Here is a 23,489-nt window from a genome sequence, read left to right as displayed (position 1 = left end):
CACGCGGGCGTGGAAGGGCGGACAGGCGCGCGAGGCGTGGCTGAACGACGGCCGCCCGCAGGTGCCGGGACGTCTGAACGATCTGCGCCACATCATCTACAAGAACGCCGACGCGCCGTGGCGGCGATCCCGGGACAACCTGGGCCTGATGATGAAAGAGGGTCTGCTGAAGGAAAACATCGACGGCGAGGCGCTGGAATGGGCGCATCGCCGGATGATGGGCCGCCGCGAGGCGCGCAAGATCCTGATGGTGATTTCCGATGGCGCGCCGGTGGATGACAGCACCCTGTCGGTGAACCCCGCCAACTATCTGGAAAAACACCTGCGTGATGTGATCGCCATGGTGGAAAAGCGCAAACAGGTAGAGCTACTGGCCATTGGGATCGGCCACGATGTGACGCGCTATTACGACCGCGCCGTGACCATTACCGATGTGGAGCAGCTTGCCGGCGCCATGACAGAACAACTGGCCGCCCTCTTTGACAGCGATCCGCGTGCCCGCGCCCGTGTCATGGGGATCCGCAAGGTAAGTTAAGCTCAGCGAGACGCGCCTGCCGTTCTGCAGGTGTTGTTTAACCAGGGATGACACAACATCCAGACTGTTCCCCCAAGTCAGAAAGGGGGGGGCTCCCGCGCCTTTACGCCGCATCACAGATGCGGCCCAAAGCCTTGGGCCCGGCAGCGCGCTAACGCGCGCTGCGGCTGTGGCTCATCACAGCTTCCATGCGGTCAAATCGCTTTGGGGCTCCTCCGCGCCGTGCGACAGCACGGCGCCACCCCCACCGGCAGGAACAGCATCTATGATGCTTTGACTGCGGGCGGGAGCGCTCGCTTTTTCAAGGGACCACCTGGGTCCCTCCCTGCGCCCCCCTTGCCAGCCCTGCTATAGTTTGAAACAATTGAGATAGTTAGCCCAACCGGCCCGCAGACATTTGTGGCAATAGCCCGATCTGTTTCTCTTTCGCTCGCCTTGTTTATACCGCCCCTGCCCGTCCCTAGGAGACCCCACATGTTCCAGAGTTTCGACGTCACCGCGCGCCCGGAGCAAGGCCCTCCACGACTTCTGGCCCTGCGCGCGGAACTGACCCAAGAGGGGCTGAATGGCTTTCTGGTGCCCCGTGCTGATGCACATCAGGGGGAATATGTGGCACCGCGCGATGAGCGGCTGAGCTGGCTCACTGGCTTTACGGGATCAGCTGGGTTCTGCACGGTGCTCGAAAACACCGCCGGGGTGTTCATCGACGGCCGTTACCGCACCCAGGTCAAGCGTCAGGTTGCAGATCTCTTCACCCCGGTGCCCTGGCCGGAAGTGGGGCTTGGCAGCTGGCTCAAAGAGCAGCTGCCTCAGGGTGGCAAGATTGGCTTTGATCCCTGGCTGCATGCCACTGCGCAGATTACAGCTCTGGCCAAGGAACTGCAGGGCACAGGTATTGAGCTGGTCCAATGTGACAACCTTATTGACCGGATCTGGCAGGACCAACCTGAACCACCCATGATGCCAGTCCAGCCACATCCCCTGGACTACGCCGGCGAGGCTGCTGCGCAAAAATGTGAACGCCTGGCCCAAGGGCTAAGCCAGGCAGGCCATCAGGCGGCGCTAATCACCCTGCCCGACAGCATCATGTGGTTGTTGAACATCCGGGGCGCTGACATTGCGCGCAACCCGGTAGCACATGGGTTTGCCATCCTGCATAGTGATGCGCGGGTGGACCTGTTTATGGCCCCAGAAAAGCTACAACAGCTGAGCGACCACCTGCCCTCAACCGTCACCTGCCATCCTCCAAGCGCTTTCTTGCAGGCTTTAGAGACACTCACCGGCGCCATCGCGGTGGACTGCGCCAGCCTGCCACAGATTGTTGCCGAGAGGTTGGGAGACCAACTGGTGGATGCAGGCGACCCCTGCGCCCTGCCCAAAGCGCGCAAAAATGCAGCCGAGATCGCAGGATCCGCCGCCGCCCATCTTCGGGACGGCGCAGCTGTGGTGGAGCTGCTCAGTTGGTTGGATGCCCAGCCTGTCGGCAGCCTTACCGAAATCGATGTAGCCAAACGGCTGGAAGAATTGCGCCGCCGGGATCCGGCGCTACGCGATATCAGTTTTGAGACCATATCCGGCACCGGAGAAAACGGCGCAGTGATGCATTACCGGGTCACCGAAGAAAGCAACAGCCGGTTGCAAGCGGGGCAATTGCTGGTTCTGGACAGCGGCGGCCAGTATCTGGACGGCACCACCGACATTACCCGCACCATTGCCATTGGCACACCGGGGGCTGAGGAATGCGCCGCCTTTACCCGGGTGCTGCAAGGTATGATTGCAATGTCCCGCCTGCGCTGGCCAAAGGGGCTGGCCGGTCGCGATATCGAAGCCGTGGGCCGGATGCCACTATGGCTCGCGGGGCAGGATTTCAATCATGGGCTGGGCCACGGTGTTGGTGCCTATCTCAGCGTCCATGAAGGGCCGCAGCGTTTGAGCCGTGTCTCCACCGTGCCACTGGAGCCCGGCATGATCCTGTCGAATGAGCCCGGCTATTACCGCGAAGGCGCCTTTGGCATTCGGATCGAAAACCTGCTGGTGGTAGAGCAAGCTCCAGCCCTGGCCACCAGCGATCCCGACCGCGACATGCTCTGCTGGCGCGGCCTCACCTACGCGCCGATTGACCGCCGCCTCATCCTGGGGAATATGTTGACGTCTGCAGAACGAGACTGGCTCAATGCCTATCACAGCGAAACCGCTGCGAAGTTGCGCCCCTACGTCAGTGTCGCAGCCCAGTCTTGGCTGGATGACGTTACCAAACCAATCTGATAACAGATTGTTACATGTTTACGGCATAAAGACATGCCATGTGACCAAATCAGGGGGAAGAAATGAACAATATCCGCATCCGCAAGGCAGCTGGCACCTGGGTCGTTCGCTCGGGCGGCGCCGTATTGGGCGAAACCACACGCGCGCTGGAACTGGACGAGGACGGTCATGCGCCGGTGATTTACTTCCCCCGCGAAGACATCGCTGTAGCCTTTCTGGATCCCAGCGACAAAACCACCCACTGCCCACACAAGGGCGATGCGACCTATTATTCAATCGTCAACAAGTCATCCGTGACGGAGAACATGGTCTGGAGCTATGAAGCACCAAAGGAAGAACTGGCCGAAATCAAAGGCTATCTTGCCTTTCACACCAGCGACTCTGTGAAAGTGGAGCAGATCTAAACGCCAGGGGCTTTCTCTCCCGTCCCATGCATTTCGATCACAACATGGAGCTGCGCCACCGATGTGTCGCGGCTTTTTGTTTCGTAAGCTCAAGGCGAAGGCGCCTCATGGCCCTGGGTGAAACGGGAGATAATGGAGCCTGGCGGTTGGGGATACCTGTAGCAGCGCAACGTGCCGCGGCTATTTGCTTTTGCCAGTGCCCCCGTCGTAGGCGCTAGCCGGGATCGCGGGCAGCTATGGGGGGTGGTCAAATACTCACCACAAAAGACGCTTGGGTCAAAAACCAGTCAGTCACCAGTCAGCTACAAGCAATAAATCAGTCAAAAGACTAAGCGCACCCAAAGGCGCGATTTGGCAGATCGGAAAGGCTCAGCCCTAGCCGCATCAGAGCTTGGGAAAAAGCCGCATCAGAGCTTAGAGCACCGCGCGACACAGGGTGCGCCGCACATCCTCCAGCCGACCATTTGCACTAAAAACATTGGTTTCCATCGCGCATTGCATCGCGTAGTCAATCAATGCTTCCAGGGATGCCTTTTCCTTATCCAGATCGCCTATAGTCAAACTTTGTGCAGCCTCTTCCGGGCCATCTTTTAAAGTACGCATGTTTTCCCTTCCGCACTTTAGTAACGAATGTTACCGCAAGAACAGAATCCGACAATCCAAGCGTCTAATCAATAGAAAGAAAAAATTAACCTATATGTGATGTAGATACCTCGCAATTCGCAAAGGTATCGTTAGCAATTTGGCGCAAATTGGAGTTCTGATCATATTTCGACCCCGCTTCTTGGCAAAATTCACCACCAATGCAGCGGCCCAAGGTTCGAGATAGACAATTTTAACTGTGTTCCTCAGCCGCGACAGCAACCAAGGCACGGTTGTAGGCCTTTAGCGCATCTACGTGGTAAACCGCCCCAAGCAGCACCTCTGCGCCGTCGTTCACCTCCACCACTGGCAAAAACACTGCATCAGCCCGGTCAAACACCGGCAGCGCCGCCTCCAGCGAAGCGCCATTCTCCAGGCTGAGCCCCTGACTGTGCAAGGCCTCACATTCTTCCTGGGAGGCGCAGCGTGGGTCACCAAGTGGGCGCATCACCGCATCCGATCTGAGCAGCGCCAGAAGATAGGCCTGCGGTCCCGCCGCACAGTGAATATTGCGCCGCTCTAGCTGGGTCAGAAAGAAGGAGCGGTCCACCAAACGTGACGCCAGGGCGGTCGAGATCGAAACCGCCACCATGACAGCAAGGCCGATCTGCCAGTCGCCGGTCAGCTCAAACACGATCAAGGTTGTCGAAATCGGCGCGCCCAACACGGCGGCGGCCACCGCGCCCATACCCGCAAAGGCGTAGAGAGTATGGGTGCCAGATACATCCGGCAGTACAGAGGTGGCAATCAACCCAAATGCCAGGCCAGTCAGCGCCCCAATCATCAAGGAAGGGGAAAACACGCCGCCGCCCATACGGCCACCCATGGTAATGGCGACAGCGGCAGTTTTGACCACCACAAAAATAAGCGCCTGCGACAGCATCAAGCCCCCCGTCAGCGCCAGCTCCGTCGTCTCATAGCCAACCCCGATGATATGGGGGTACCAAATTGCGATCACCCCGAGCAACAGCCCGGAAATTGCCGGCCGCAGCCAGCGCGGTATCCGCAGCCCCTGATGAACAACATCACCGACGTGATCGGCAAAAAAGATCGCCCGCATCAGGACAACAGCGACCAAACCGCAAATCACCCCAAGCATCAGAAAGGCGGGCAACTCCACATAAAACTGCAAGGCACCCGGGGTCTGCATGGAAAACTCCGTCACATCGCCATAGGCAAGTCGGTTGATGACCGTCCCCGCCACCGAGGCAATCACAATGGGGGCAAATGCATGCACCGCAAAATGGCGCAAGACCACCTCCAGCGCAAAAAGCGCGCCAGCGATGGGCGCGTTAAAGCTGGCGGAAACCGCCGCCGCAACGGCACAGCCCAGCAAGTCACGCCCGGTGATCCCATCAGCGCGGATTTTATCACTCACCCAGCTGGAGATCACCCCGGCCAGGTGCACAACCGGCCCTTCGCGCCCCGATGATCCCCCCGTAGAGAGGGTCAAGAAAGAGGCGAGTGCCGAGGCAAGGCCCGCTTTCATTTCCAGCCGCCCCTCGTTCAGGGCGGCCCCCTCGATAACATCAGCCACCGACCGCACCCGTCCGTCCGGGGTGAAACGATCCAGGATAATGCCGACGATCAGCCCCCCCAAAGTGGCAATCAAGACCAGCCAGTACCACGGAAGATCTGCTGCAAAACTATGGAGATAATTGACATCCTCAGCGCCATAGACCCAGGCCTGCAGGGCGGAAATTCCCTTGCGGAACAACAAGGCCGCAAAACCGGCGCTGACGCCGATCAGCAGCGCAATAAACCAGAACCGAAACTGGCTTGGGCCGCGGTGCAGCAGAACACGCCAGCTGTCCTTCATCTCAGAAATCCCTCTGGAAAACTGAGCAGACAGCGAGTGGTCGTGCGGCTTGGACATTGGAATCCTGCAAAATGGTTTTGAACGTTCAGCCTAAAATAAAAATAGACCGTAAAGAATTGGTTGGCATGGAACGACAGCCTGACCTTATTCTCAGGCTGATAGTGCCTTAGCTTGCCAGCAAAGCGCGCGCAGCGGCGCGGGCCTCTGGGGTGATTGTATCACCAGAAACCATTCGGGCAATTTCATCCACCCGATTTTCGGTATCCAAAGGCACAACTTCGGACAGGGTGATGCCCTCGGCAACCCGTTTTTGCACACGCCAATGGAAACCGCCCTGGGCCGCAACCTGAGGGGAATGGGTGACCACCAGAACCTGGCCGGATGTCGCAAGCGATTTCAGCCGCCGCCCCACCGCATCCGCGGTCGCGCCGCCAACACCCCGGTCAATTTCGTCAAAAATCAGCGTCTTGCTTTGATCATCGCCCCGCAAACAAACTTTCAAAGCCAGCAAAAAGCGGCTCAGCTCGCCGCCCGAGGCGATTTTGTTCAACGGGCCAGAGGGCGCGCCTGGGTTGGTTGCCACGGTAAAGGCCACCGCGTCACACCCTTCGGGACCAGCTTCGGTTGGCTCAATCAGCGTTTTGAACACCGCCCGTTCCATTTTGAGCGGAGCAAGCTCAGCCATTACGGCCTGATCCAGGGCGTCAGCATTGTCGCGGCGCGCAGCGCTCAGCTGATCCGCCAGTGACTGATAGTCAGCTTCAGCCTGCGCCAGTGCCGCTTCCTGATCTGAAAGGTCACGATCCCCGGCATCCAGGGCCGCAAGTTTGCCGCGCAACAGATCTGCATGGGCCGCGAGTTCGTCAGGTTGGACACCATATTTTCGAGCCAATGCTCTGATTTCAAACAACCGTGCTTCGCAGTCTTCCAGATCGCCTGGATTGAACTCCAGCCCTTCCAGCACCCGCTGCACACCGTCTTGCGCCTCGCCCAGCTCAACCATGGCCCGGCTCAGGGCGCTCAGCGGTGCGGTCAACCCGGTGTCGTCGCCGCCCTCAACGCCCTCAAGCCACCGCTGGGCTTCGCCCAAAGAGGGTTCAGCGCCTTCGCTCAGCAGTGCGTAGGCGCGGGCAATATCGCCGCGAATGCGTTCAGCCTGCTGCATCTGGCGGCGCTGTGCGTCCAGGGTTTCGTCTTCGCCAACCTGAGGGTCAAGTTTATCCAGCTCCGCCACCGCATGGCGCAGAAATTCTTCCTCGGCGCGCACCGCCTCCAGCGCCGCGCGGGTCGCCTGTACAGTCTTGCGTGCCTTGGCTACAGCGCCCCATGCGGTCCGGGTCTGGGCCAACAGGCCAGAGATCGAGGCAAAAGCGTCCAACAAGGCCCGATGCCCCCGTGGGTTCAACAGCCCCCGGTCATCATGCTGGCCGTGCAACTCAACCAGTGTTTCCGACAGTCGACGCAGCACTTCGCCCGAACAGCGCCGGTCATTGACCCAGGCCGTTTTGCGGCCATCCGCTGTATTGACCCGCCGCAGCACCAATTCCTCACCGCCCGGCAGTCCCGCCTCTTGTAGAATGGCATGCGCCGGGTGGTCAGCGCCGAGATCGAATTCAGCAATGACCTCCCCCTGGGCAGCCCCCTGGCGCACCAGCTCGGCGCGGCCACGCCAGCCCAGAACAAAGCCAAGCGAATCCAACAGAATGGATTTGCCTGCCCCGGTTTCGCCGGTCAACACGTTCAGACCTGGCTGAAACGCCAGCTCCAAGTGGTCAATGATCAGAAGATCACGAATATCAAGTGCACGCAGCATAGCCGGGTTTTCGCCTTGTTCCGTCGTCAGGCAGACTAGAGCCAGCGGCCTTTGATCGATTGGCGATAAATCTGGCTCAGCCAGTTATTGCCCCGATCTTTGAGCTTGAGCCCCTGCGATGTCAGCAGTTTATAACTGTCCTCATACCAATCGGTCGATTGATAGTTATGCCCCAGAATGGCGCCGGCGGTCTGCGCCTCTTCGGTCAGGCCCAGCGACAGATAGGATTCGACCAGTCGGTGCAGGGCTTCAGCCGTATGGCTGGTGGTTTGAAAATCTTCAACCACAACCCGGAACCGATTGATAGCCGAGGTATAGTGGCCACGCCGCAGGTAATAGCGGCCAATTTCCATTTCCTTGCCTGCCAGATGGTCAAAGGCGAGATCAAACTTCAAAATCGCTGAGGTCGCGTATTCGCTGTCTGGATAGACCTCGATCACCGTGCGCAGTGATTGCAGCGCCTGAAAGGTCAGCCCCTGATCGCGTCCGACCTCGTCGATTTGGTCATAGTAGCTTAGCGCCAGAAGATACTGCGCATAGGCTGCATCTTCATCTGTTGGGTAGAAATCAATAAAGCGCTGTGCAGCACTGCGGCTGCTCTCATAATCTTTTGCCTTGTGATTGGAATAGGCCTGCATGATCAGGGCTTGCTTGGCATATTCCGAATAGGGGTACAGGCGTTCGATCTCAGAAAAGTAGAATGCGGCATCTTTGGTGCGGCTGCGCGCCAGCTCAAATTCCCCACGTTCAAAGATCTGTTGCGGTGTGTAACTCTCTAGCGGCACCGTCTGCTCAGCGGCGCCACCATCCCCGCCACATCCAGAAAGTGCTGCCATCAACAGAGCCGCGCTGACAAATTTGGCTCCTGCCTTGATGCCGATCATATCGCCTAAACCTCACCGTCTTTGACTTTCGGGTGTCATGCCCCGGGTTCTGCCCCGTTTAGCACATTCATCCAGCGTACAAAACGCCTTTCAACCACTTCGCCCCCACTTGGCAGAGAATGTTTGTCATGGTCAAGCCTGTCCGCCCGGCAAGCCCGCTTCAACAGCGAAGCTCTGCCTTCCCAAAATGCCAAAAGCCCCGCACAAGCGGGGCCATCTTCACCAAATTGTTGCGGTGCTCTCTGGTCGTTTATGAGCGCCCAAACATCTAGATTACCGTGTGGTTGCAGCCTGAGTACGCCCGGTCAGGCCATTCGCAGCACAGATCGGCAACGCAGGCCGCTATTAGGCGACGCGACGGCTGGGATGGGGAATTTCGGAGCGGACAAGCCCCTGTCCTGGCAAACGTGCTGTCATCGCCAAATCACAATCAACCCGGCGCATGGCCCCTGGGGTGGCAAAAAGTTCACGAAGCAGGGTGTTGGTCAGGGCATGGCCTGCCCGGTCCCCCACGTAGCGCCCCAGAAGAGGGCCACCAGCCAAGGCCAGATCCCCCAGCGCGTCCAGCATTTTGTGGCGCACAGGTTCGTCTGAGTGGCGCAGCCCCTCGCCACTTTCGACACGGCTGCCATCAAAGACAATTGCGTTTTCGCCCGGAACGCCGCCAAGGGCGAGACCATTGGCCTGCATGTTTTCGACATCAACGCGACGGCAGAAGGTGCGGCTATCGCAAAGTTCCCGCACAAAGGCACCATTACGCAGGTCCAGAATGCGGCTTTGACGTCCAATGGCCTGCTCATCAAAGTCGATATGGAATTCAATCATCAGGCGATCACAGGGCAACAAGGTGGCTGTGGCACCGTCTTTTTCTACGGTGACAGGTTTGAGAACCTGAATAGCCGAAACTGGGGTTGCCAGCCGATGGGTGCCCTGCCCCATGATACCGCGCACGAACTCGGCAGAGGAGCCGTCCAGGATTGGCACTTCGGGGCCGTCAATTTCGATCAGTGCATTGTGAACGCCGCAGCCCGCCAAGGCGGCCATCACGTGTTCAACGGTGGAAACCGACACACCGGCTGAATTGACAAGCCGTGTGCACAGAGCGGTGCGTTCAACATGATCCCATAGCGCCGGAACCATGGTGTTGCCCAAAGCGATGTCAGTGCGTTTGAAAACGATGCCGTGCCCCGCTGCCGCCGGGTTGATCACAAGACGTGCCGATTGGCCGGAATGCAGGCCAACACCTTCAAATGTCACTGATGCTTTAAGCGTATTTTGCACCTTGTGCTCCTGATCACTTTGTCCGGCGACATGCGCCGTGTTGGGAAGATAGGTAAGGATTTCACAAAAAAGCCACAACTCAATCTTTGTAACGGTTTGAAACATCCCTGTAACAGATCGGCAAAACACTGCTCAGAACCGTGCAATTCATTGATTTAAAATAAAAAAGGGCCGCCCCGAGGCGGCCCTTCAGAATAGATTAGTGAAAGGTTAATTTGCTTGACGGCGCAGGAAAGCCGGGATTTCGATACGATCCTGCTCAGCATCACTCTCTTGTTGCTGCACCGGTTGCGGCTGCGGCGCTGCTGCCCGCTGCTGAACCGGCGGTTGCTGACGCACCGGCTGCGGCTTTGCGGCCTGCGTTTCGGCTGCGCTGCCGGTCATCCGGTGGATCAAAGAGTTAAGGCCAAACCGACGCTGTTCAGACTGTGGTTCTGCCTCGTGGGAGGCGGAGGCCGCAGCTGGACGATGCTGTGGTTGTGGTGCTGGAGCAGCCTGCACCGGCGCCTGTGCCGGAACCGATTTCGCCATGGGCTGCTGCCCCTGCGCACGGGCAGCGGCGGCCTGCAGGCGCACGATAGCATCCGGCGAAGGGGTGCCGGGCGCAGGCGCTTTGGGCGCAACAAAGGAGGCACCGGGCTGTTCTTCAACCGCATCGACCTGTGGCTGGAAAGCGGGAACCTGCGGCTGATAGGCAGGCTGTGGCAGCCCGTGCTGACCGTTGTCTTCGATCTCTTCAAAAACTTCCTCGGCCGTTTCCTGTGCCGCAACCTGCTGCACCTCAAGGCTTTCGAACAAGGATGGCTCCTGAACGGCCTGAGCAGGCTCAGCCTCCGCAACCTGTGGTTGCTCAACAGGTGTGCTCAGCTCCAACGGAGCCGGACGGGCCTCTTCGACGCTGACAGATTTTTTCAGCGGTGCCGACATTGGACGACGTGGCACAGGCATATCTGTCATTACGTCAGTCGCGTCGATACCGGTTGCCACGACGGAGACACGCATCCGGCCTTCCATGGCGGTATCCAGGGTCGAGCCAACGATGATATTGGCCTCGGGGTCCACTTCTTCGCGGATGCGATTGGCGGCTTCGTCCAATTCAAACAGGGTGAGATCATGGGCGCCGGTGATGTTGATGAGAACACCCTTGGCTCCGCGCAGGCTGATTTCATCCAGCAATGGGTTGGCGATGGCTTTTTCAGCAGCCTGAACGGCGCGATCTTCGCCCTCGGCCTCTCCGGTGCCCATCATGGCCTTGCCCATTTCGTCCATCACGGCGCGCACATCGGCAAAGTCGAGGTTGATCAGGCCCGGACGCACCATCAGATCGGTCACGCCCTTGACGCCCTGATACAACACGTCATCCGCCATCGAGAACGCCTCGGTGAAGGTGGTCTTTTCATTGGCCAGACGGAACAGGTTCTGGTTGGGAATGATGATCAGCGTATCAACGACCTTTTGCAGGGCTTCGACGCCCTCCTCGGCCTGTTTCATCCGCTTGTTGCCTTCGAACTGGAAAGGCTTGGTGACAACACCCACGGTCAGCACACCCAGTTCACGGGCCGCCTGCGCAATGATGGGCGCCGCACCGGTACCGGTGCCGCCGCCCATACCGGCAGTGATAAAGCACATGTGAGCGCCTGCCAGGTGGTCAACGATCTGTTCAATGCTTTCCTCAGCAGAGGCCGAACCAACGGAGGGACGCGCACCAGCGCCGAGCCCTTCGGTGACTTTTACGCCCAGCTGGATCCGACTTTTTGCCGCGTTCTGCTGAAGGGCCTGAGCATCGGTATTGGCGACGACAAAATCGACACCTTCCAGCTCTTTTGCGATCATATTATTGACCGCATTGCCACCTGCGCCACCGACACCAAACACGGTGATCTTAGGGGCCAGCTCTTCCTGCCCGGGCATCGAAAGGTTCAATGTCATGCTCTTTCCGCCTGTTTCTCAGCCCTCCCGCAAGGGCTATTCCTGTTTTTCCACCTCAATCTTACCGTGAAGGCGGAGTCTCGTCATCCCAAAAAACGAAATCTGCCACAAAATATGGCCCATCTCCGGGAAAAACCCGCAAATCTCCGCTCATGCAGGCAGATTTGGTAGAACGCCACAGCCCCCGACACAATGCAACCTACCCCAGCGGGACTACCACCAGGGTCACAGGTTCAATTTTGACGGTTGCCTTCTGCTCGGCAGTTTTGCGTCACTTTTTGCGACTGTTATATCTTTGTTATCTGTTTTTCCCAGCCCTGTCACCCGGCTCGGTCCAGGTTTTTCCACAGGCTGGGGATATTTTTTCTGCTGCTTTTACCAGTTGTCCCGGAACCAGCGCACCGCCCGGCTGATGGAGCGGGCCGGATAGCGGTCAACAGGGGTTTCAAAATCCCACCACTCATCCTGCGGGTGGGCGGCAAACAGGCTCAGACCAACGGCAGAGGCAAACCCCGGCCCGGTGGCCGACTGCGGCAGGCCGTGGACCCGCAAAGGCCGACCCAGGCGAACCTGTTGCCCCAGGATGCGCGTGGCCAAACCGTCGAGCCCCAGGATCTGACTGGAGCCGCCGGTGAGAACGATCTGCTGGCTTGGAAGGTATTCGAATCCGGCGGCATCGAGCCGCGCGCGCACCTCTTCGAGAATTTCCTCCACCCGGGGGCGCATAATGCCAATCAGTTCTGCGCGGCTAACAGTGCGCCGGTCATGTTCCCAGTCGCCCGTGTCGCCGCCAATGTCGATCATGTCCCGGTCATCGACGCCGGTGGCATGGACGCCCCCACAGAAGGTTTTGATCCGTTCCGCATTGGCCATGGGCACACCCAGCCCCATCGAAATATCGCTGGTGATATGATCGCCGCCCATGCGCACCGCATCGGCATAGATCATATGCTTTTTCATAAAGACCGAAATCGAGGTAGAGCCACCGCCCATGTCGATGCAAGCGGCGCCCAGCTCCTGCTCGTCTTCGACCAGTGCCGCGTAGCCCGAGGCATAGGCAGAGGAGGCAATCCCGGCAAGTTCCAGATCGCAGCGCTGGATACAGCGCACCAGGTTCTGCACCGTGCCGGTGTCCACCGTCAGCATATGCATATCCACCGCCAGCGTTTGCCCCAGCTGTCCACGGGGATCCGCAAGCCCCGAGCGATTATCAAGGGCAAAGTTCACCGGTTGCGCATGCAGCACCTCGCGGCCCGGACCGTATTCCGGCACCTCACAGGCGGCAAGCACCTGGGCAATTTCGGATTCAGATACTTCCTGACCACCCAGCTCCAACCGGGCATCCAACCCATATGAGCGCGGATTGGCGCCAGAAAAACTGGCAATCACGTGATCGACCCGCACCCCGGCCATCTTTTGCGCCGCCTGCACTGCGGTGCGAATGGCGCGCTCTGTCTCTTGCATGGCGGTGATTTCGCCAAACTGCACCCCGCGCGACCGGGTGGTGGCCGCGCCAATCACCCGAAACCCGGATTGTCCCGCCAAAGAGCCAATGGAATTATCCTCGCTGAGCCGACCGGAACCATCAAAGCGCAACACCAGACAGGCAATTTTTGAACTGCCAATATCCAGAATGGCCACGACACCACGCTGCATCGCCTGACGGCGCATCTGCCGCATTGCACGCTGGGACTGATAAAGATCCGTCATCTTACAACCCACCCTCGTTCATTTCTCTGATGCGCCACCAGTTTTCCACTGCATTCTCCGTCATTCGAACCGTCGGCCGCGCCGCAATTCGCATATCCACCACCGCGACATCGCGCTCCAGCAGGTCCTGTACTTCGCTCACCACGATCACCCGCTCCAGCGCCTGCACCGGATTATCCTGTGGCAGCATGATCCGCTGGCCGCGATCCAACACCACATCCCAGCGGCGCTCTCCTATCCGTACCAATCCGCGCAAACGCCCACCAAGAGGCCGCGCGGTGGCAAACAATTCCAAGGCTTCGTCCGCCATGAGATCCGCGGATTTCCCCGCGATCAACGGCAGCTCCGGGTGCATCGCCCGCCGCCCCAACTCGGCCACATGCGCGCCGGTCTTATCCAGCAGCGCCAGGCCTTCGCGGTTACGCCAGATCATCGCCGGGCTGCGTTCTTCGATGTCGATTTGCAAAATCCCACCGGGGCGAATGCGTACATTCACCGCCTTTACCGGTGCCAGGCTTTCGATCTCACTCCGGATCTGCGCCAGATCCAGGTCAAAGGAGCTCACCGGGAAATCCAGCGGCAGCACTTCGCGCACATCCTGCGCCACAGAGACCCCCGCCCCATCAACAGCCATGACATTGACCATGAATTCGGGGCGCTCTTCGATGGCAGCACGCAGCGACAACAGGCTGTCATGCACCATATCGCGCCGCTCCTGATCCGCCAGGAAAGCCCCGGTGGCAGCCAGAAGCAAGCACAGGGGGACGCCAAATTTCAACCCAAAGCGAATGCCGGGGGTCAACATCCAGCGTTGCAGCCGATACTTCAGCCGCGATGGCGCCGGGTCAGCCTGACTGGCCTTGCGGGTGATGCGATCCTTTAGCGTCCGCATGAGGCGTCCTTTACCAACCATGCGCAGAGCGCACCAAAGTCCAGACCACAATGGGCCGCCTGTTCCGGCGCCAGCGAGGTCGGCGTCATACCCGGCTGGTTGTTGGTTTCCAGAAGGACCAAACCCGCCGCGCCTTTGGACTCGTCCCAGCGAATATCAGTGCGGCTCAGTCCCCGGCAGCCCAGGGCGCGATGGGCGCGCAGAGCGTAATCAAGACAGAGGTCACGAATATCCGCCGGAATATCCGCCGGAATCACATGGCGCGACCCGCCGGGTTTGTATTTGGCGTCATAGTCATACCAGCCATCTGTCAGAATATCGGTCACCTCAAGCGCGCGATCCCCCAGCACCGAAACGCTGAGTTCCCGCCCCGGGGCAAAGGCCTCAACCAGGACTTCGTCAGGCATGTCAGGGGACAGAGCTGGCGGGCCATTGGCGGCTTCATGCACCAGATAGATCCCAACACTGGAGCCTTCGTTGTTGGGCTTTACCACATAGGGGGGCGCCATCACATGATCCGCCATCACCTCCTCTTTGGCAAAAAGGCCGCTTTTCATGATTGGCAGGCCAGCCTCATGGAACACCATCTTGCTGCGCTGTTTATCCATCGCCAGCGCCGAGGCCAAAACACCCGAATGCGTAAAGGGCAGCCCCATCCATTCCAGCAGGCCCTGCACACAGCCATCTTCACCCCAGCGGCCATGCAGGGCGTTAAAAACCACATCTGGTTTGGCAGTCAAAAGCTGTGCGTAAAGGTCCGGACCGGCGTCCAGTTCTACCACATCATATCCTTCGCCCCGTAGTGCGGCTGCGCATTCACGCCCACTGGACAAAGACACCTCACGTTCTGCTGAGGGCCCGCCCAATAGTACCGCCACTTTCGGGAGTGCTCTGCTCGACTCACCCACGATAGCGCCTCGAAATTATCGGGCTTTGCGCCCTTGGTTATTGGAGCCCTAAAACGGACCCGCATTATTTTCGGGTCGTTGCCCGTATTCCGGGGCCTGAGACCCCTAACAGTTGCAAGATCCAAGATCCTGCCCACCAAATGACTGCCTAAGGCCATCCGGCGGAAATTCGCCCCCGAAACAGGAGCCCTGTGCCATCATAACGCCGCAAATCTTACCGGGTTATTAATAGCGCCTTTACCATGTTTAAGATCGTGCCTGCCTGCTGTCACGCCCAAACGGCAAAAACATCCCCCAAGCAAACCTATAAAGATTTGAAAAGGTTGCGTGTTTTGAATGTCTCGACGTTATTCTTGCTGCTCTAACAGGGGTTCTCCGACCCTCATGATTTCCCATTCTAGCGTTATGCCGGAATTGGCGTAAACCTTTTTTCTGACATCTTCGCCCAAAGTCTCCAGATCTGCGGCAGTTGCGCCACCCGTGTTGATCATAAAGTTGGAGTGTTTCTCGCTCATTTGTGCACCGCCCAGCTGGGCACCGCGCATCCCGGCGTCATCAATCACCTTCCAGGCCTTCAGATCCTGCACATCATCAGCGCGGCCGGTCGAGGAAAACCCGGCCGGATTGCGAAAGGTCGACCCGGCAGAACGATCCTTGGTGGGCTGGGTGTCATCGCGCTTTTGCAGCTGGGCTTTCATCCGGTCATGCAGGGCGTCTGGATCCGCTGCCTCGGCGCGCAAGGTGGCCGAAATCAGCACCGCGCCTTCTGGCAGCTCAGTCTGGCGATACTGGAACGCGAGCTCCTGCGCCGTGATCACGCGCAGCTCTCCTTGCCGGGTGACGATCTGGGCTGAGACAAAATGATCCGCCACATAAGAGCCATAGCAACCGGCATTCATTCGCACCGCGCCACCAATAGAGCCGGGAATGGTGCGCAAAAAGGTCAGGTCCAGGCCTGCGTCAGCGGCTTTGCGCGCCACATGGGCATCCAGCGCCGCTGCCCCTGCGGTGACCAGATCGCCCTCAATCTCGATCCCGTTAAAGCCGCGTCCCAAGCGGATCACCACAGCCCGCAAGCCCCCATCGCGCACAATGAGGTTAGAGCCCACGCCCATGGGAAATACGGCAATGTCAGCGGGCAATTGCGCCAGGAAGTTCTTCAAGTCGTCAACATCCACTGGCTGGAACAGATAGTCAGCTGCACCACCGACGCGCAGCCAGGTCAGATCAGACAGGGCGCGATTTGGGGTCAGCTTGCCACGTACCGATGGCAAATTTGCAAGATCAAGTTCAGACATGTTCAGGGCCAGTCCATCCAGCGTAAAAAGTATTGATCATCAGCCAAAAGCAGAAGGCGATTAAAGTTGCAAGCCAAGTGATCGCAAGAAAGGCACCGGCAAGGGCAAAACCAATTCTACTGCGACCGTCACTCTCCGCCATCTCCATGTTTGGCAAACCCACGCCTGCGCAGCCAGCGCCCCAGATAGATCAACGGCCAGCGCAGCACGCTCATGGCAGCACAAAGCACCGCCAGCCCCCACCAGGGGCCGTTCTCGTAAACCACATAGCCCAGCAGTGGGATGCCAATTGCAATCAAGATATAGGCGCGCCGCCAGTGATTGTCCTTACTGAGGAGCATAGCGAGAAGATTGGCCAGCAGCGCCCAGACAGCGGCCAGGGTTAGCGAGAGGGTCATTGCGGCCCCTCCGTCGGCTGGCGCCATTTGGTCCAGTAGTATTTGATTGGACGACGGTACATCGATCCTACAGCAAACAGCCCAAACGCCACCGCCATCCAGCCCAGCTCAAATCCCATCCAGACCAGCAGAAACGGAGCAATAAACAACAGGATGCGCCCCGGCACAAAATGCCGCTCAACCGGCAGCATCGCCACGGCTGTGGTGGCCAGAACCCAAAGGATGGCGGCAATCAGGCTCACATCCACCCCCCTACTGCGGTGGCCAGCGCCAGTAACGATAGGATCAGACCCACCACAGGAACTGCAAAGGGAACCTGAAAAGGCGCCTCTGGCTGGCGGCGTTTTTGCAGGATTAGGGCCAGGTTCACCAGCACAAAGACAGACAAAAGCGTGGCGGATGTGACACTCGCCAGCTGCGCCACCGGCAGCCAATAGGCAGCGACAAGAACCGCTAAACCAATCAGTATGGTGGCACGCACCGGGGTGCCAAAGCGCGGATGCGCATGACGAAACGCCGCCAGCCCGGTGGTCCTGCCTCCCAATCCGTATAGCACCCGCGAGGCCATGACGATCTGGGCCAGCACACCATTGAGCGCCGCAAAGACCGCAATTGCCGATAAGAACCGCGCATTGCCACCCTGTGACTGCTGCCAGACCAGCGCCAGCGGGCTTTCGGAGCTTGCCAGCGCGTCCAGCGGCACCGTTCGAACCGCGGCCCAACAGACCAGTGCGTAGATCACCGAGGTAACAGCCAGGGAAATGACAATAGCCTGGGGCAGAATGCGGGTTGGGTTTCGCACCTCTTCTGCCATGTTTACAATGTCTTCAAAGCCAATAAAGGCAAAGAAAGCCAACACCGCACCAAAGGCAATCCCTGTGGCCAGTCCCGGCGTCGTGATCATCTCGGCCAGCGGCAAAGCCGCGTTCCAGTCGGGGCTGGCCGAGGCGGAAAACCCAGCCCAGACCACCAGGGCCAGGCCCAGCACCTCGATCAGCGTAAAGACCGCCACAAGCGCAAAGCTTTCCAGCACACCGATAATGGCGACCAGAACCAAGGCCGCCCCCATGCCAATGATGGCAAGCTCAGCATCTATCCCGGTGGCAGCAGCAAAATAGCCAGCCCCGCCGCGCAGGACTGCTCCGGCAGACACCGTGCCGGCAACCACCACCGCCAGCCCGACAAAGATAGCAAAGAACTTGGAGTTGAACCCCTGGCCTACATAGGCGGCCTCGCCTGCGGCCTCGGGCAGGCGAGAGGAGAATTCAGCATAAGACAGCGCCGTTGGCGCCGCGATCAGCCCGGCGAGCAAAAAGGCCAGCGGCGCCAGCACCCCGGCCTCGGCAGCCACTGCCCCCACCAATACATAGATCCCCGCCCCCACCATGACGCCGATACCATAGGCAGTCAAAAGACCTAGTCCGATACGGCGCTTCAGCTGCTGGCTCATTTGGCGAATCCTTTTGGGGTTAGACAGGCATCAGCTGCGGCTCAATCGCTCAGGCAGACCATTGGCCCAGGTGCTGATCGTCCCGGCCCCCAGGCAAACCACCATATCGCCGGGGCGGGCCTGTTCGCGCACCAACCGTTCCAGATCGTTCTCATCCAGCAGCGCCCGGGCATGGCGGTGGCCATGGCGGATCATGCCAGCAACCAGATCATCGCGGCTGGCGCCGGGGATTGGATCTTCACCCGCGGCAAAGACTTCGGCGATGGCAACCACGTCTGCTTCGTTGAAACAGGCGCAGAAATCCTCAAACAGATCCGACAGGCGCGAATAGCGATGGGGCTGATGCACCGCAATGACCCGCGCGCCCGGCGTATCGGCAATGGCCTGACGCGCCGCCCGGAGCACAGCTGCGATTTCGACCGGGTGATGGCCATAGTCATCAATGATGGTGACGCCATTCACTTCGCCCACCTTGGTAAAGCGGCGATTGACGCCGCCAAAGGCGGCAAGGGCCTCGCGGATTTCGCTGGTGTTCATGCCCAGATGCCGCGCCACAGCCACCGCCGACAAGGCATTGGAGACATTGTGATCGCCTGGCATTGGCAGGCTACAGCCTTCGATCACCTGGCCCTCGGCCTGCAAATGAATGTCAAAATGCGCCACCCCGGCCTTATAGGTCAGGCTGGTGGCCCGCACATCGGCTTGGGCGTTGAATCCATAGGTGACAACCCGGCGATCGGTGATCCGCCCCACCAAGGCCTGCACCTCGGCGTGATCGGTGCAGCAGACCGCCACGCCGTAAAAGGGGATATTGGAGACAAACTCATGAAAGCCATCGCGCAGGGTGTCAAAATCACCCCAGTGTTCCATATGTTCGGGGTCGATATTGGTGACCACAGCAATGGTGGCGGGCAGACGGTTAAAGGTGCCGTCGCTTTCATCCGCTTCCACCACCATCCATTCGCCCTGCCCCATGCGGGCGTTGGAGCCATAGGCATGGATGATGCCGCCATTGACAACGGTGGGGTCAAATTTGCCAGCCACCATCAGTTCGGCCATCATGGTTGTGGTGGTGGTCTTGCCATGCGTGCCACCAATGGCGATATTGGATTTCAGCCGCATCAGCTCTGCCAGCATCTCGGCGCGGCGCACCACCGGCAGACCACGACGGCGGGCCTCGTCCAGCTCGGGGTTGCCGGGTTTGATGGCAGAGGAAATCACCACCACCTCAGCCTCGGCCAGGTTTTCCGCCTTTTGCCCGACAAAAACCAGGGCGCCCAGCTTTTCCAGCCGCTGGGTAATCTTGGAGGCCTTCAGATCAGAGCCCTGCACCACATAGCCCAGGTTCAATAGAACCTCAGCAATACCGGACATGCCAATGCCACCGATACCAACAAAATGGATGGGGCCAACGTCACCGGGCAGTTTGGTTGCTGGGGTCATCATTTTCCTTCCTCGGCCAGTTGCTCGACCAGAGCCACCAATCTGTCGGTGGCATCGGGAACACCGGCGCTTAATGCGGCAAGCGACATTTGCATCGCCGCCTGCGGGTTGCTCAAAACTGCCTCGATTTGCGCGCTCAGCGCCCGCGCGTCAAGGGCGCTTTCGGGGATCAAAATGGCGCCACCGGCATCCACCAGCCCACGGGCATTGGCGGTTTGATGATCACTGGTCGCCGCCGCATAGGGCACCAGAATGGCGGGGCGGCCAATCACAGAGATATCCGCCACCGAAGAGGCCCCGGCGCGCGAGATCACCAGCTGTGCTTCGGACATGCGCGCAGGCACGTCACTAAAGAACGGCTGTACATCCGCCGCAATCCCCTGTTCGGCGTAAAAGGTGCTGACACGTTCCATGTCCTCATCCCGCGCCTGATGCGAGACGCGCAAAAATTGGCGGATCTCTTGCGGCAGCGCGGCAATGGCCGCAGGCACCACATCCGACAGGATGCGTGCACCCTGACTCCCGCCCATCACCAGGATCGACATCGGGTAGGCGCCTGGCTCGATATAGCCGGCCCCCGCCCGCTCCATCACCGCAGCCCGCACCGGATTACCCACATGTTCATGGGGCACGGTATCCGGCAGATCGGTGGGCCAGGTGCCACATGCAACCCCGGCCACCCGTGTTGAAAACAGCTGGTTTACCCGCCCCAGCACACCATTTTGTTCGTGGATCATCCGGGGAAGTTTCAGCAGCGTCGCCGCGCCCAGAGCCGGAATTGACGGATAGCCGCCAAAGCCAATCACCGCATCCGGGCGATCGCGCCGCATCTGCCAGGCCATCGACAAAATGCCTCCGGCAATCTTGGGGGCCACCATGGCCTTGGCCAGCAGCCCGCCACGGGCAAAAGTGGCCGAGGATACCTGCGTGATTTCGGTGGTATGGGGAAAGCCGCCCGTGTAGCGTGCGCCGCGCGCATCGGTCGACAGCTTTACCCGCCACCCCCTGCGCAGCATCGCCTCAGCCAGGGCCTGGGCAGGAAACATATGCCCACCGGTGCCACCGGCCGCCATCAAGAGCAGTTTCTGTGTCATATCAATCGCGCTTCTTTGCTTGAGCCTGGCCCATAATGCTTCTGGGCCAGTGCTTTTGGGTCTCTGAGATCAGCCGCGCCCGCGGCCACGCAGGAAATCGGCGATCTCACCCTGCGGCCTTGCGCGGGTAAAAGACAAGAGCATCCCCAACGCGATCCCGCCGGCAATCAGCGAAGACCCGCCGTAGCTGACAAAGGGCAGCGTCATACCTTTGGCTGGAAGCAGGCGCACAGCGACCCCCATATTGATCATCGCCTGCACCCCAAACATGCAAACCAGACCAGTACCCGCCAGCCGAATGAACGTATCGCGCTCGCGCATCAGTCGAAACAGGGACCGCACCACGACCATGGCGTACAAACCAATCAATACCAAAACCAGGATCAGGCCGTATTCCTCGGCGGCGACCGCCACGATGAAATCCGTATGGGCATCTGGCAGCGACCATTTCACCTGGCCCTCGCCAACCCCAACCCCAAACAACCCGCCTTCGCGGATCGCATTGGTGGCATAGCCCATCTGGGTGGTGGGGTCGATTTCGGGGTTCAGGAACCCGTCGATACGGCGGGCAAAATGCTCGGAGCTAGAATAGGCAAAAACTCCGCCCAACACCACAACACAGGCCATTCCGACCAACAGCAGCATCGGGGCACCGGCGACAAAATACATCACCCCCCAGCCAAACAGGATCAGACAGGCCTGGCCAAAATCAGGTTGCAGCACCAGCATCATCACCACCGCCATACAGATCCCAAAGGAGATCAGGGTTCCGGGTGGTCCATTGATCTGCTGACTGGAAGATATCATCCAGGCCGCAACCACAACAAAACCGGGTTTGAGAAACTCAGAGGGCTGCAACGAGGCAAAGCCCAGCGAATACCAGCGCACAGCCCCCTTGCCAAAGTCTGTCCCCAGAATGGGCAGCAATGCCAGGGCCAGAAAGGCACAGGCAAAGCCAACAACAGCCAAACGCCGCACCAATTGCGGCGACATCATCGAGGTCAGGATCATCGCCATCAGCGCCGTGACGCCATAGATGGCCTGCCGCTGCACATAGTGGAAATTATCAAACCCGTTGCGCTCGGCCAAAGGAACCGAGGCCGCCAAGCCTAAAAGCAATCCCAGCACAAAGAGCGTCAGAATGCAGGACATGGACCATTTGTCCAACGTCCGCCACCATTTCGGAAGGATCGGTTCACCTGTGGGTACAGGAACCGCTCCATAGACCATCTCAGTCATGGGATTACCGCCAGTTTTGCCTCAAAATCAGCCCCATTTTGGGGTCATTGCAGACAGCGTAACCGCAAACTGCGCTTCAAGCCAGCCCATTGATGATGCAACAGCAGGTTTTTGCAGCCGCCGTGCGCCGCCCCGTTTCCCACTGCCACAGCGCTCAGCTGCCCCCCTGAGGCTCGCCCCTTGCGCCACTGGCCCATCCGTGATGGATGCGCAGAATGTTTGTAAACACCGTGATTCTCGGCGCTGGCGCCGCCGGCATGATGTGTGCTGCCCATGCAGGCGGCGACTGCCTGGTGGTGGACCACGCTAAATCTCCGGGTGAAAAGATCCGCATTTCAGGCGGCGGGCGCAGCAATTTCACCAATCTGGACGTCACCCCGGAAAACTACCTGTCGCAGAACCCGCATTTCTGCAAATCCGCCCTAGCCCGCTACAGCCAATGGGATTTTATCTCGCTGGTCGACCGGCACGGCATCTCCTGGCATGAAAAGACCCTGGGCCAGTTGTTTTGCGATGGCTCCGCCAAACAGATCGTCGCCATGCTGGTGGAGGAGCTAACACAGGCGGGGGCGCAACTCTGGCTCAAGACCTCGGTTGAAAATGTGCGTTATGAGGGTGAGCAGTACCAGCTGACACTGCTGCGCGATGGCAGCCCGCAACGGGTGAGCTGCGCCAATCTGGTGCTGGCCACCGGCGGCAAAAGCATCCCCAAGATGGGCGCCACCGGCCTCGCCTATGACATCGCCCGCCAATTTGACCTGCCGCTGATTGACACCCGCCCGGGCCTGGTTCCCTTCACCTTTCCCGAGGGGCGGTTCACCGCGCTGGCTGGCACCGCCCTGCCCGCGCGCCTGTCCAACAACCGCGCCAACTTTGACGAAGCCCTGTTGTTTACCCATCGTGGCCTCTCCGGCCCTGCGGTGCTGCAACTCTCCTCCTATTGGCATGAGGGCGAAGCGATCACCGTCAACCTGATCCCACAGACCGATCTGTTCACCCTGTTGCGCGATCAGCGCCAGGCCCAGGGTCGCCGCGCCCTCACCACTGAAATCGCCCGCCATCTTCCGGGACGTCTGGTGGATTTCCTCACCGCCGAATTCGCCATCACCGGCCGGTTGGCGGATCAGTCAGACGCGGCACTACAGGCGCTCTGCGATACATTGCAGAGCTGGCAGCTCACCCCCGGTGGTTCTGAAGGCTACCGCACCGCCGAGGTCACCCTGGGCGGCATCGACACCGATGCGCTGTCGTCCAAAACCATGCAGGCCAAATCCCAGCCCGGTCTCTTTGCCATTGGCGAGGCCGTCGATGTCACTGGGTGGTTGGGCGGCTATAACTTCCAATGGGCCTGGGCTTCGGGCCATGCCGCAGGCCAAGCCATCGCCGCCGGAAATGCCGCCGGTAGCGCAACTGGCGCCTGACCGTCCCCCGCCATTGCGGAATTTCCGTTTCGGAGCCACCCTCGCCTGACCCTGAGCAGACAGG

At 59.5% G+C, this 23,489-nt stretch carries 19 protein-coding genes and 1 pseudogene; 4 read left to right on the top strand and 16 right to left on the bottom strand.

Going from position 1 to position 23,489, the window contains the following annotated elements; genetic code table 11:
* From QZ268_RS00825 to QZ268_RS00815, 3 genes and pseudogenes are all read left to right on the top strand, one after another.
* Positions 1 to 535 (top strand): annotated as a pseudogene (locus tag QZ268_RS00825) (cobaltochelatase subunit CobT); the annotation flags it as partial.
* 474 nt (positions 536 to 1,009) lie between these two features.
* On the top strand, positions 1,010 to 2,800 hold the full coding sequence (locus tag QZ268_RS00820) for an aminopeptidase P family protein (protein ID WP_295446796.1): 1,791 nt from the start codon (positions 1,010 to 1,012) through the stop codon (positions 2,798 to 2,800).
* 62 nt (positions 2,801 to 2,862) lie between these two features.
* The gene (locus QZ268_RS00815; RefSeq protein WP_295446794.1) at positions 2,863 to 3,204 is read left to right on the top strand and encodes a DUF427 domain-containing protein; all 342 of its coding nucleotides are present in this window, start codon (positions 2,863 to 2,865) and stop codon (positions 3,202 to 3,204) included.
* A gap of 414 nt (positions 3,205 to 3,618) precedes the next feature.
* On the opposite strand, the gene QZ268_RS00810 is transcribed toward QZ268_RS00815, so the two are convergent.
* From QZ268_RS00810 to ftsW, 16 genes are all read right to left on the bottom strand, one after another.
* Positions 3,619 to 3,807: a hypothetical protein gene (locus tag QZ268_RS00810; protein WP_295446792.1), complete on the bottom strand. Its 189-nt coding sequence runs from the start codon at positions 3,805 to 3,807 to the stop codon at positions 3,619 to 3,621.
* A gap of 232 nt (positions 3,808 to 4,039) precedes the next feature.
* Complete coding sequence (locus tag QZ268_RS00805) at positions 4,040 to 5,722, bottom strand: chloride channel protein (protein WP_295446790.1); 1,683 nt, start codon at positions 5,720 to 5,722, stop codon at positions 4,040 to 4,042.
* A gap of 109 nt (positions 5,723 to 5,831) precedes the next feature.
* Positions 5,832 to 7,478 carry a DNA repair protein RecN gene (gene recN / locus QZ268_RS00800; protein ID WP_295446788.1) on the bottom strand — a complete coding sequence of 549 codons (1,647 nt, stop codon included), beginning with the start codon at positions 7,476 to 7,478 and terminating at the stop codon, positions 5,832 to 5,834.
* A 35-nt stretch (positions 7,479 to 7,513) separates the two neighbouring features.
* The gene (locus tag QZ268_RS00795; RefSeq protein WP_295446786.1) at positions 7,514 to 8,362 is read right to left on the bottom strand and encodes an outer membrane protein assembly factor BamD; all 849 of its coding nucleotides are present in this window, start codon (positions 8,360 to 8,362) and stop codon (positions 7,514 to 7,516) included.
* A 345-nt stretch (positions 8,363 to 8,707) separates the two neighbouring features.
* Positions 8,708 to 9,643 (bottom strand): UDP-3-O-acyl-N-acetylglucosamine deacetylase, encoded by a 936-nt coding sequence (gene lpxC / locus QZ268_RS00790; protein ID WP_295446783.1) that lies wholly within the window; start codon positions 9,641 to 9,643, stop codon positions 8,708 to 8,710.
* Between the two features lie 210 nt (positions 9,644 to 9,853).
* Positions 9,854 to 11,572: a cell division protein FtsZ gene (ftsZ, locus tag QZ268_RS00785; RefSeq protein ID WP_295446781.1), complete on the bottom strand. Its 1,719-nt coding sequence runs from the start codon at positions 11,570 to 11,572 to the stop codon at positions 9,854 to 9,856.
* A gap of 375 nt (positions 11,573 to 11,947) precedes the next feature.
* Entirely contained in the window at positions 11,948 to 13,282 is a 1,335-nt protein-coding gene (gene ftsA, locus QZ268_RS00780) for a cell division protein FtsA (protein WP_295446779.1), read from the bottom strand.
* A gap of 1 nt (position 13,283) precedes the next feature.
* Positions 13,284 to 14,174 carry a cell division protein FtsQ/DivIB gene (locus QZ268_RS00775; RefSeq protein ID WP_295446777.1) on the bottom strand — a complete coding sequence of 297 codons (891 nt, stop codon included), beginning with the start codon at positions 14,172 to 14,174 and terminating at the stop codon, positions 13,284 to 13,286.
* The gene (locus QZ268_RS00770) at positions 14,162 to 15,082 is read right to left on the bottom strand and encodes a D-alanine--D-alanine ligase (RefSeq protein WP_295446775.1); all 921 of its coding nucleotides are present in this window, start codon (positions 15,080 to 15,082) and stop codon (positions 14,162 to 14,164) included. The genes QZ268_RS00775 and QZ268_RS00770 overlap by 13 nt, the downstream gene beginning before the upstream one ends.
* A 347-nt stretch (positions 15,083 to 15,429) precedes the next feature.
* On the bottom strand, positions 15,430 to 16,380 hold the full coding sequence (murB, locus tag QZ268_RS00765; protein ID WP_295446773.1) for a UDP-N-acetylmuramate dehydrogenase: 951 nt from the start codon (positions 16,378 to 16,380) through the stop codon (positions 15,430 to 15,432).
* A gap of 128 nt (positions 16,381 to 16,508) precedes the next feature.
* Positions 16,509 to 16,778 carry a DUF2484 family protein gene (locus tag QZ268_RS00760; protein ID WP_295446771.1) on the bottom strand — a complete coding sequence of 90 codons (270 nt, stop codon included), beginning with the start codon at positions 16,776 to 16,778 and terminating at the stop codon, positions 16,509 to 16,511.
* The gene (locus QZ268_RS00755) at positions 16,775 to 17,020 is read right to left on the bottom strand and encodes a DUF2484 family protein (protein WP_295446769.1); all 246 of its coding nucleotides are present in this window, start codon (positions 17,018 to 17,020) and stop codon (positions 16,775 to 16,777) included. Before QZ268_RS00755 ends, QZ268_RS00760 begins: the two co-directional genes overlap by 4 nt.
* On the bottom strand, positions 17,017 to 18,228 hold the full coding sequence (locus tag QZ268_RS00750) for an amino acid permease (protein WP_295446766.1): 1,212 nt from the start codon (positions 18,226 to 18,228) through the stop codon (positions 17,017 to 17,019). The genes QZ268_RS00755 and QZ268_RS00750 overlap by 4 nt, the downstream gene beginning before the upstream one ends.
* 30 nt (positions 18,229 to 18,258) lie before the next feature.
* Positions 18,259 to 19,671, bottom strand: coding sequence for a UDP-N-acetylmuramate--L-alanine ligase (murC, locus tag QZ268_RS00745; RefSeq protein ID WP_295446800.1), 1,413 nt, complete (start codon positions 19,669 to 19,671; stop codon positions 18,259 to 18,261).
* Positions 19,671 to 20,765 carry a UDP-N-acetylglucosamine--N-acetylmuramyl-(pentapeptide) pyrophosphoryl-undecaprenol N-acetylglucosamine transferase gene (locus QZ268_RS00740; RefSeq protein ID WP_295446764.1) on the bottom strand — a complete coding sequence of 365 codons (1,095 nt, stop codon included), beginning with the start codon at positions 20,763 to 20,765 and terminating at the stop codon, positions 19,671 to 19,673. The genes murC and QZ268_RS00740 overlap by 1 nt, the downstream gene beginning before the upstream one ends.
* Positions 20,766 to 20,834: 69 nt before the next feature.
* Positions 20,835 to 22,004, bottom strand: a complete 1,170-nt coding sequence (ftsW, locus tag QZ268_RS00735) for a putative lipid II flippase FtsW (protein WP_295446763.1) — start codon at positions 22,002 to 22,004, stop codon at positions 20,835 to 20,837.
* A 215-nt stretch (positions 22,005 to 22,219) separates the two neighbouring features.
* Here ftsW and QZ268_RS00730 point away from each other — a divergent pair, with 215 nt between their 5' ends.
* Complete coding sequence (locus QZ268_RS00730) at positions 22,220 to 23,425, top strand: NAD(P)/FAD-dependent oxidoreductase (RefSeq protein ID WP_295446760.1); 1,206 nt, start codon at positions 22,220 to 22,222, stop codon at positions 23,423 to 23,425.
* The last annotated feature ends 64 nt before the right edge of the window (positions 23,426 to 23,489 follow it).

Source organism: uncultured Pseudophaeobacter sp., assembly GCA_905479575.1.
In the GTDB taxonomy this organism is placed as follows: domain Bacteria; phylum Pseudomonadota; class Alphaproteobacteria; order Rhodobacterales; family Rhodobacteraceae; genus Pseudophaeobacter.
The sequence above is the reverse complement of the archived record's forward strand: the minus strand, read 5'-3'. Positions and strand labels throughout refer to the sequence as shown.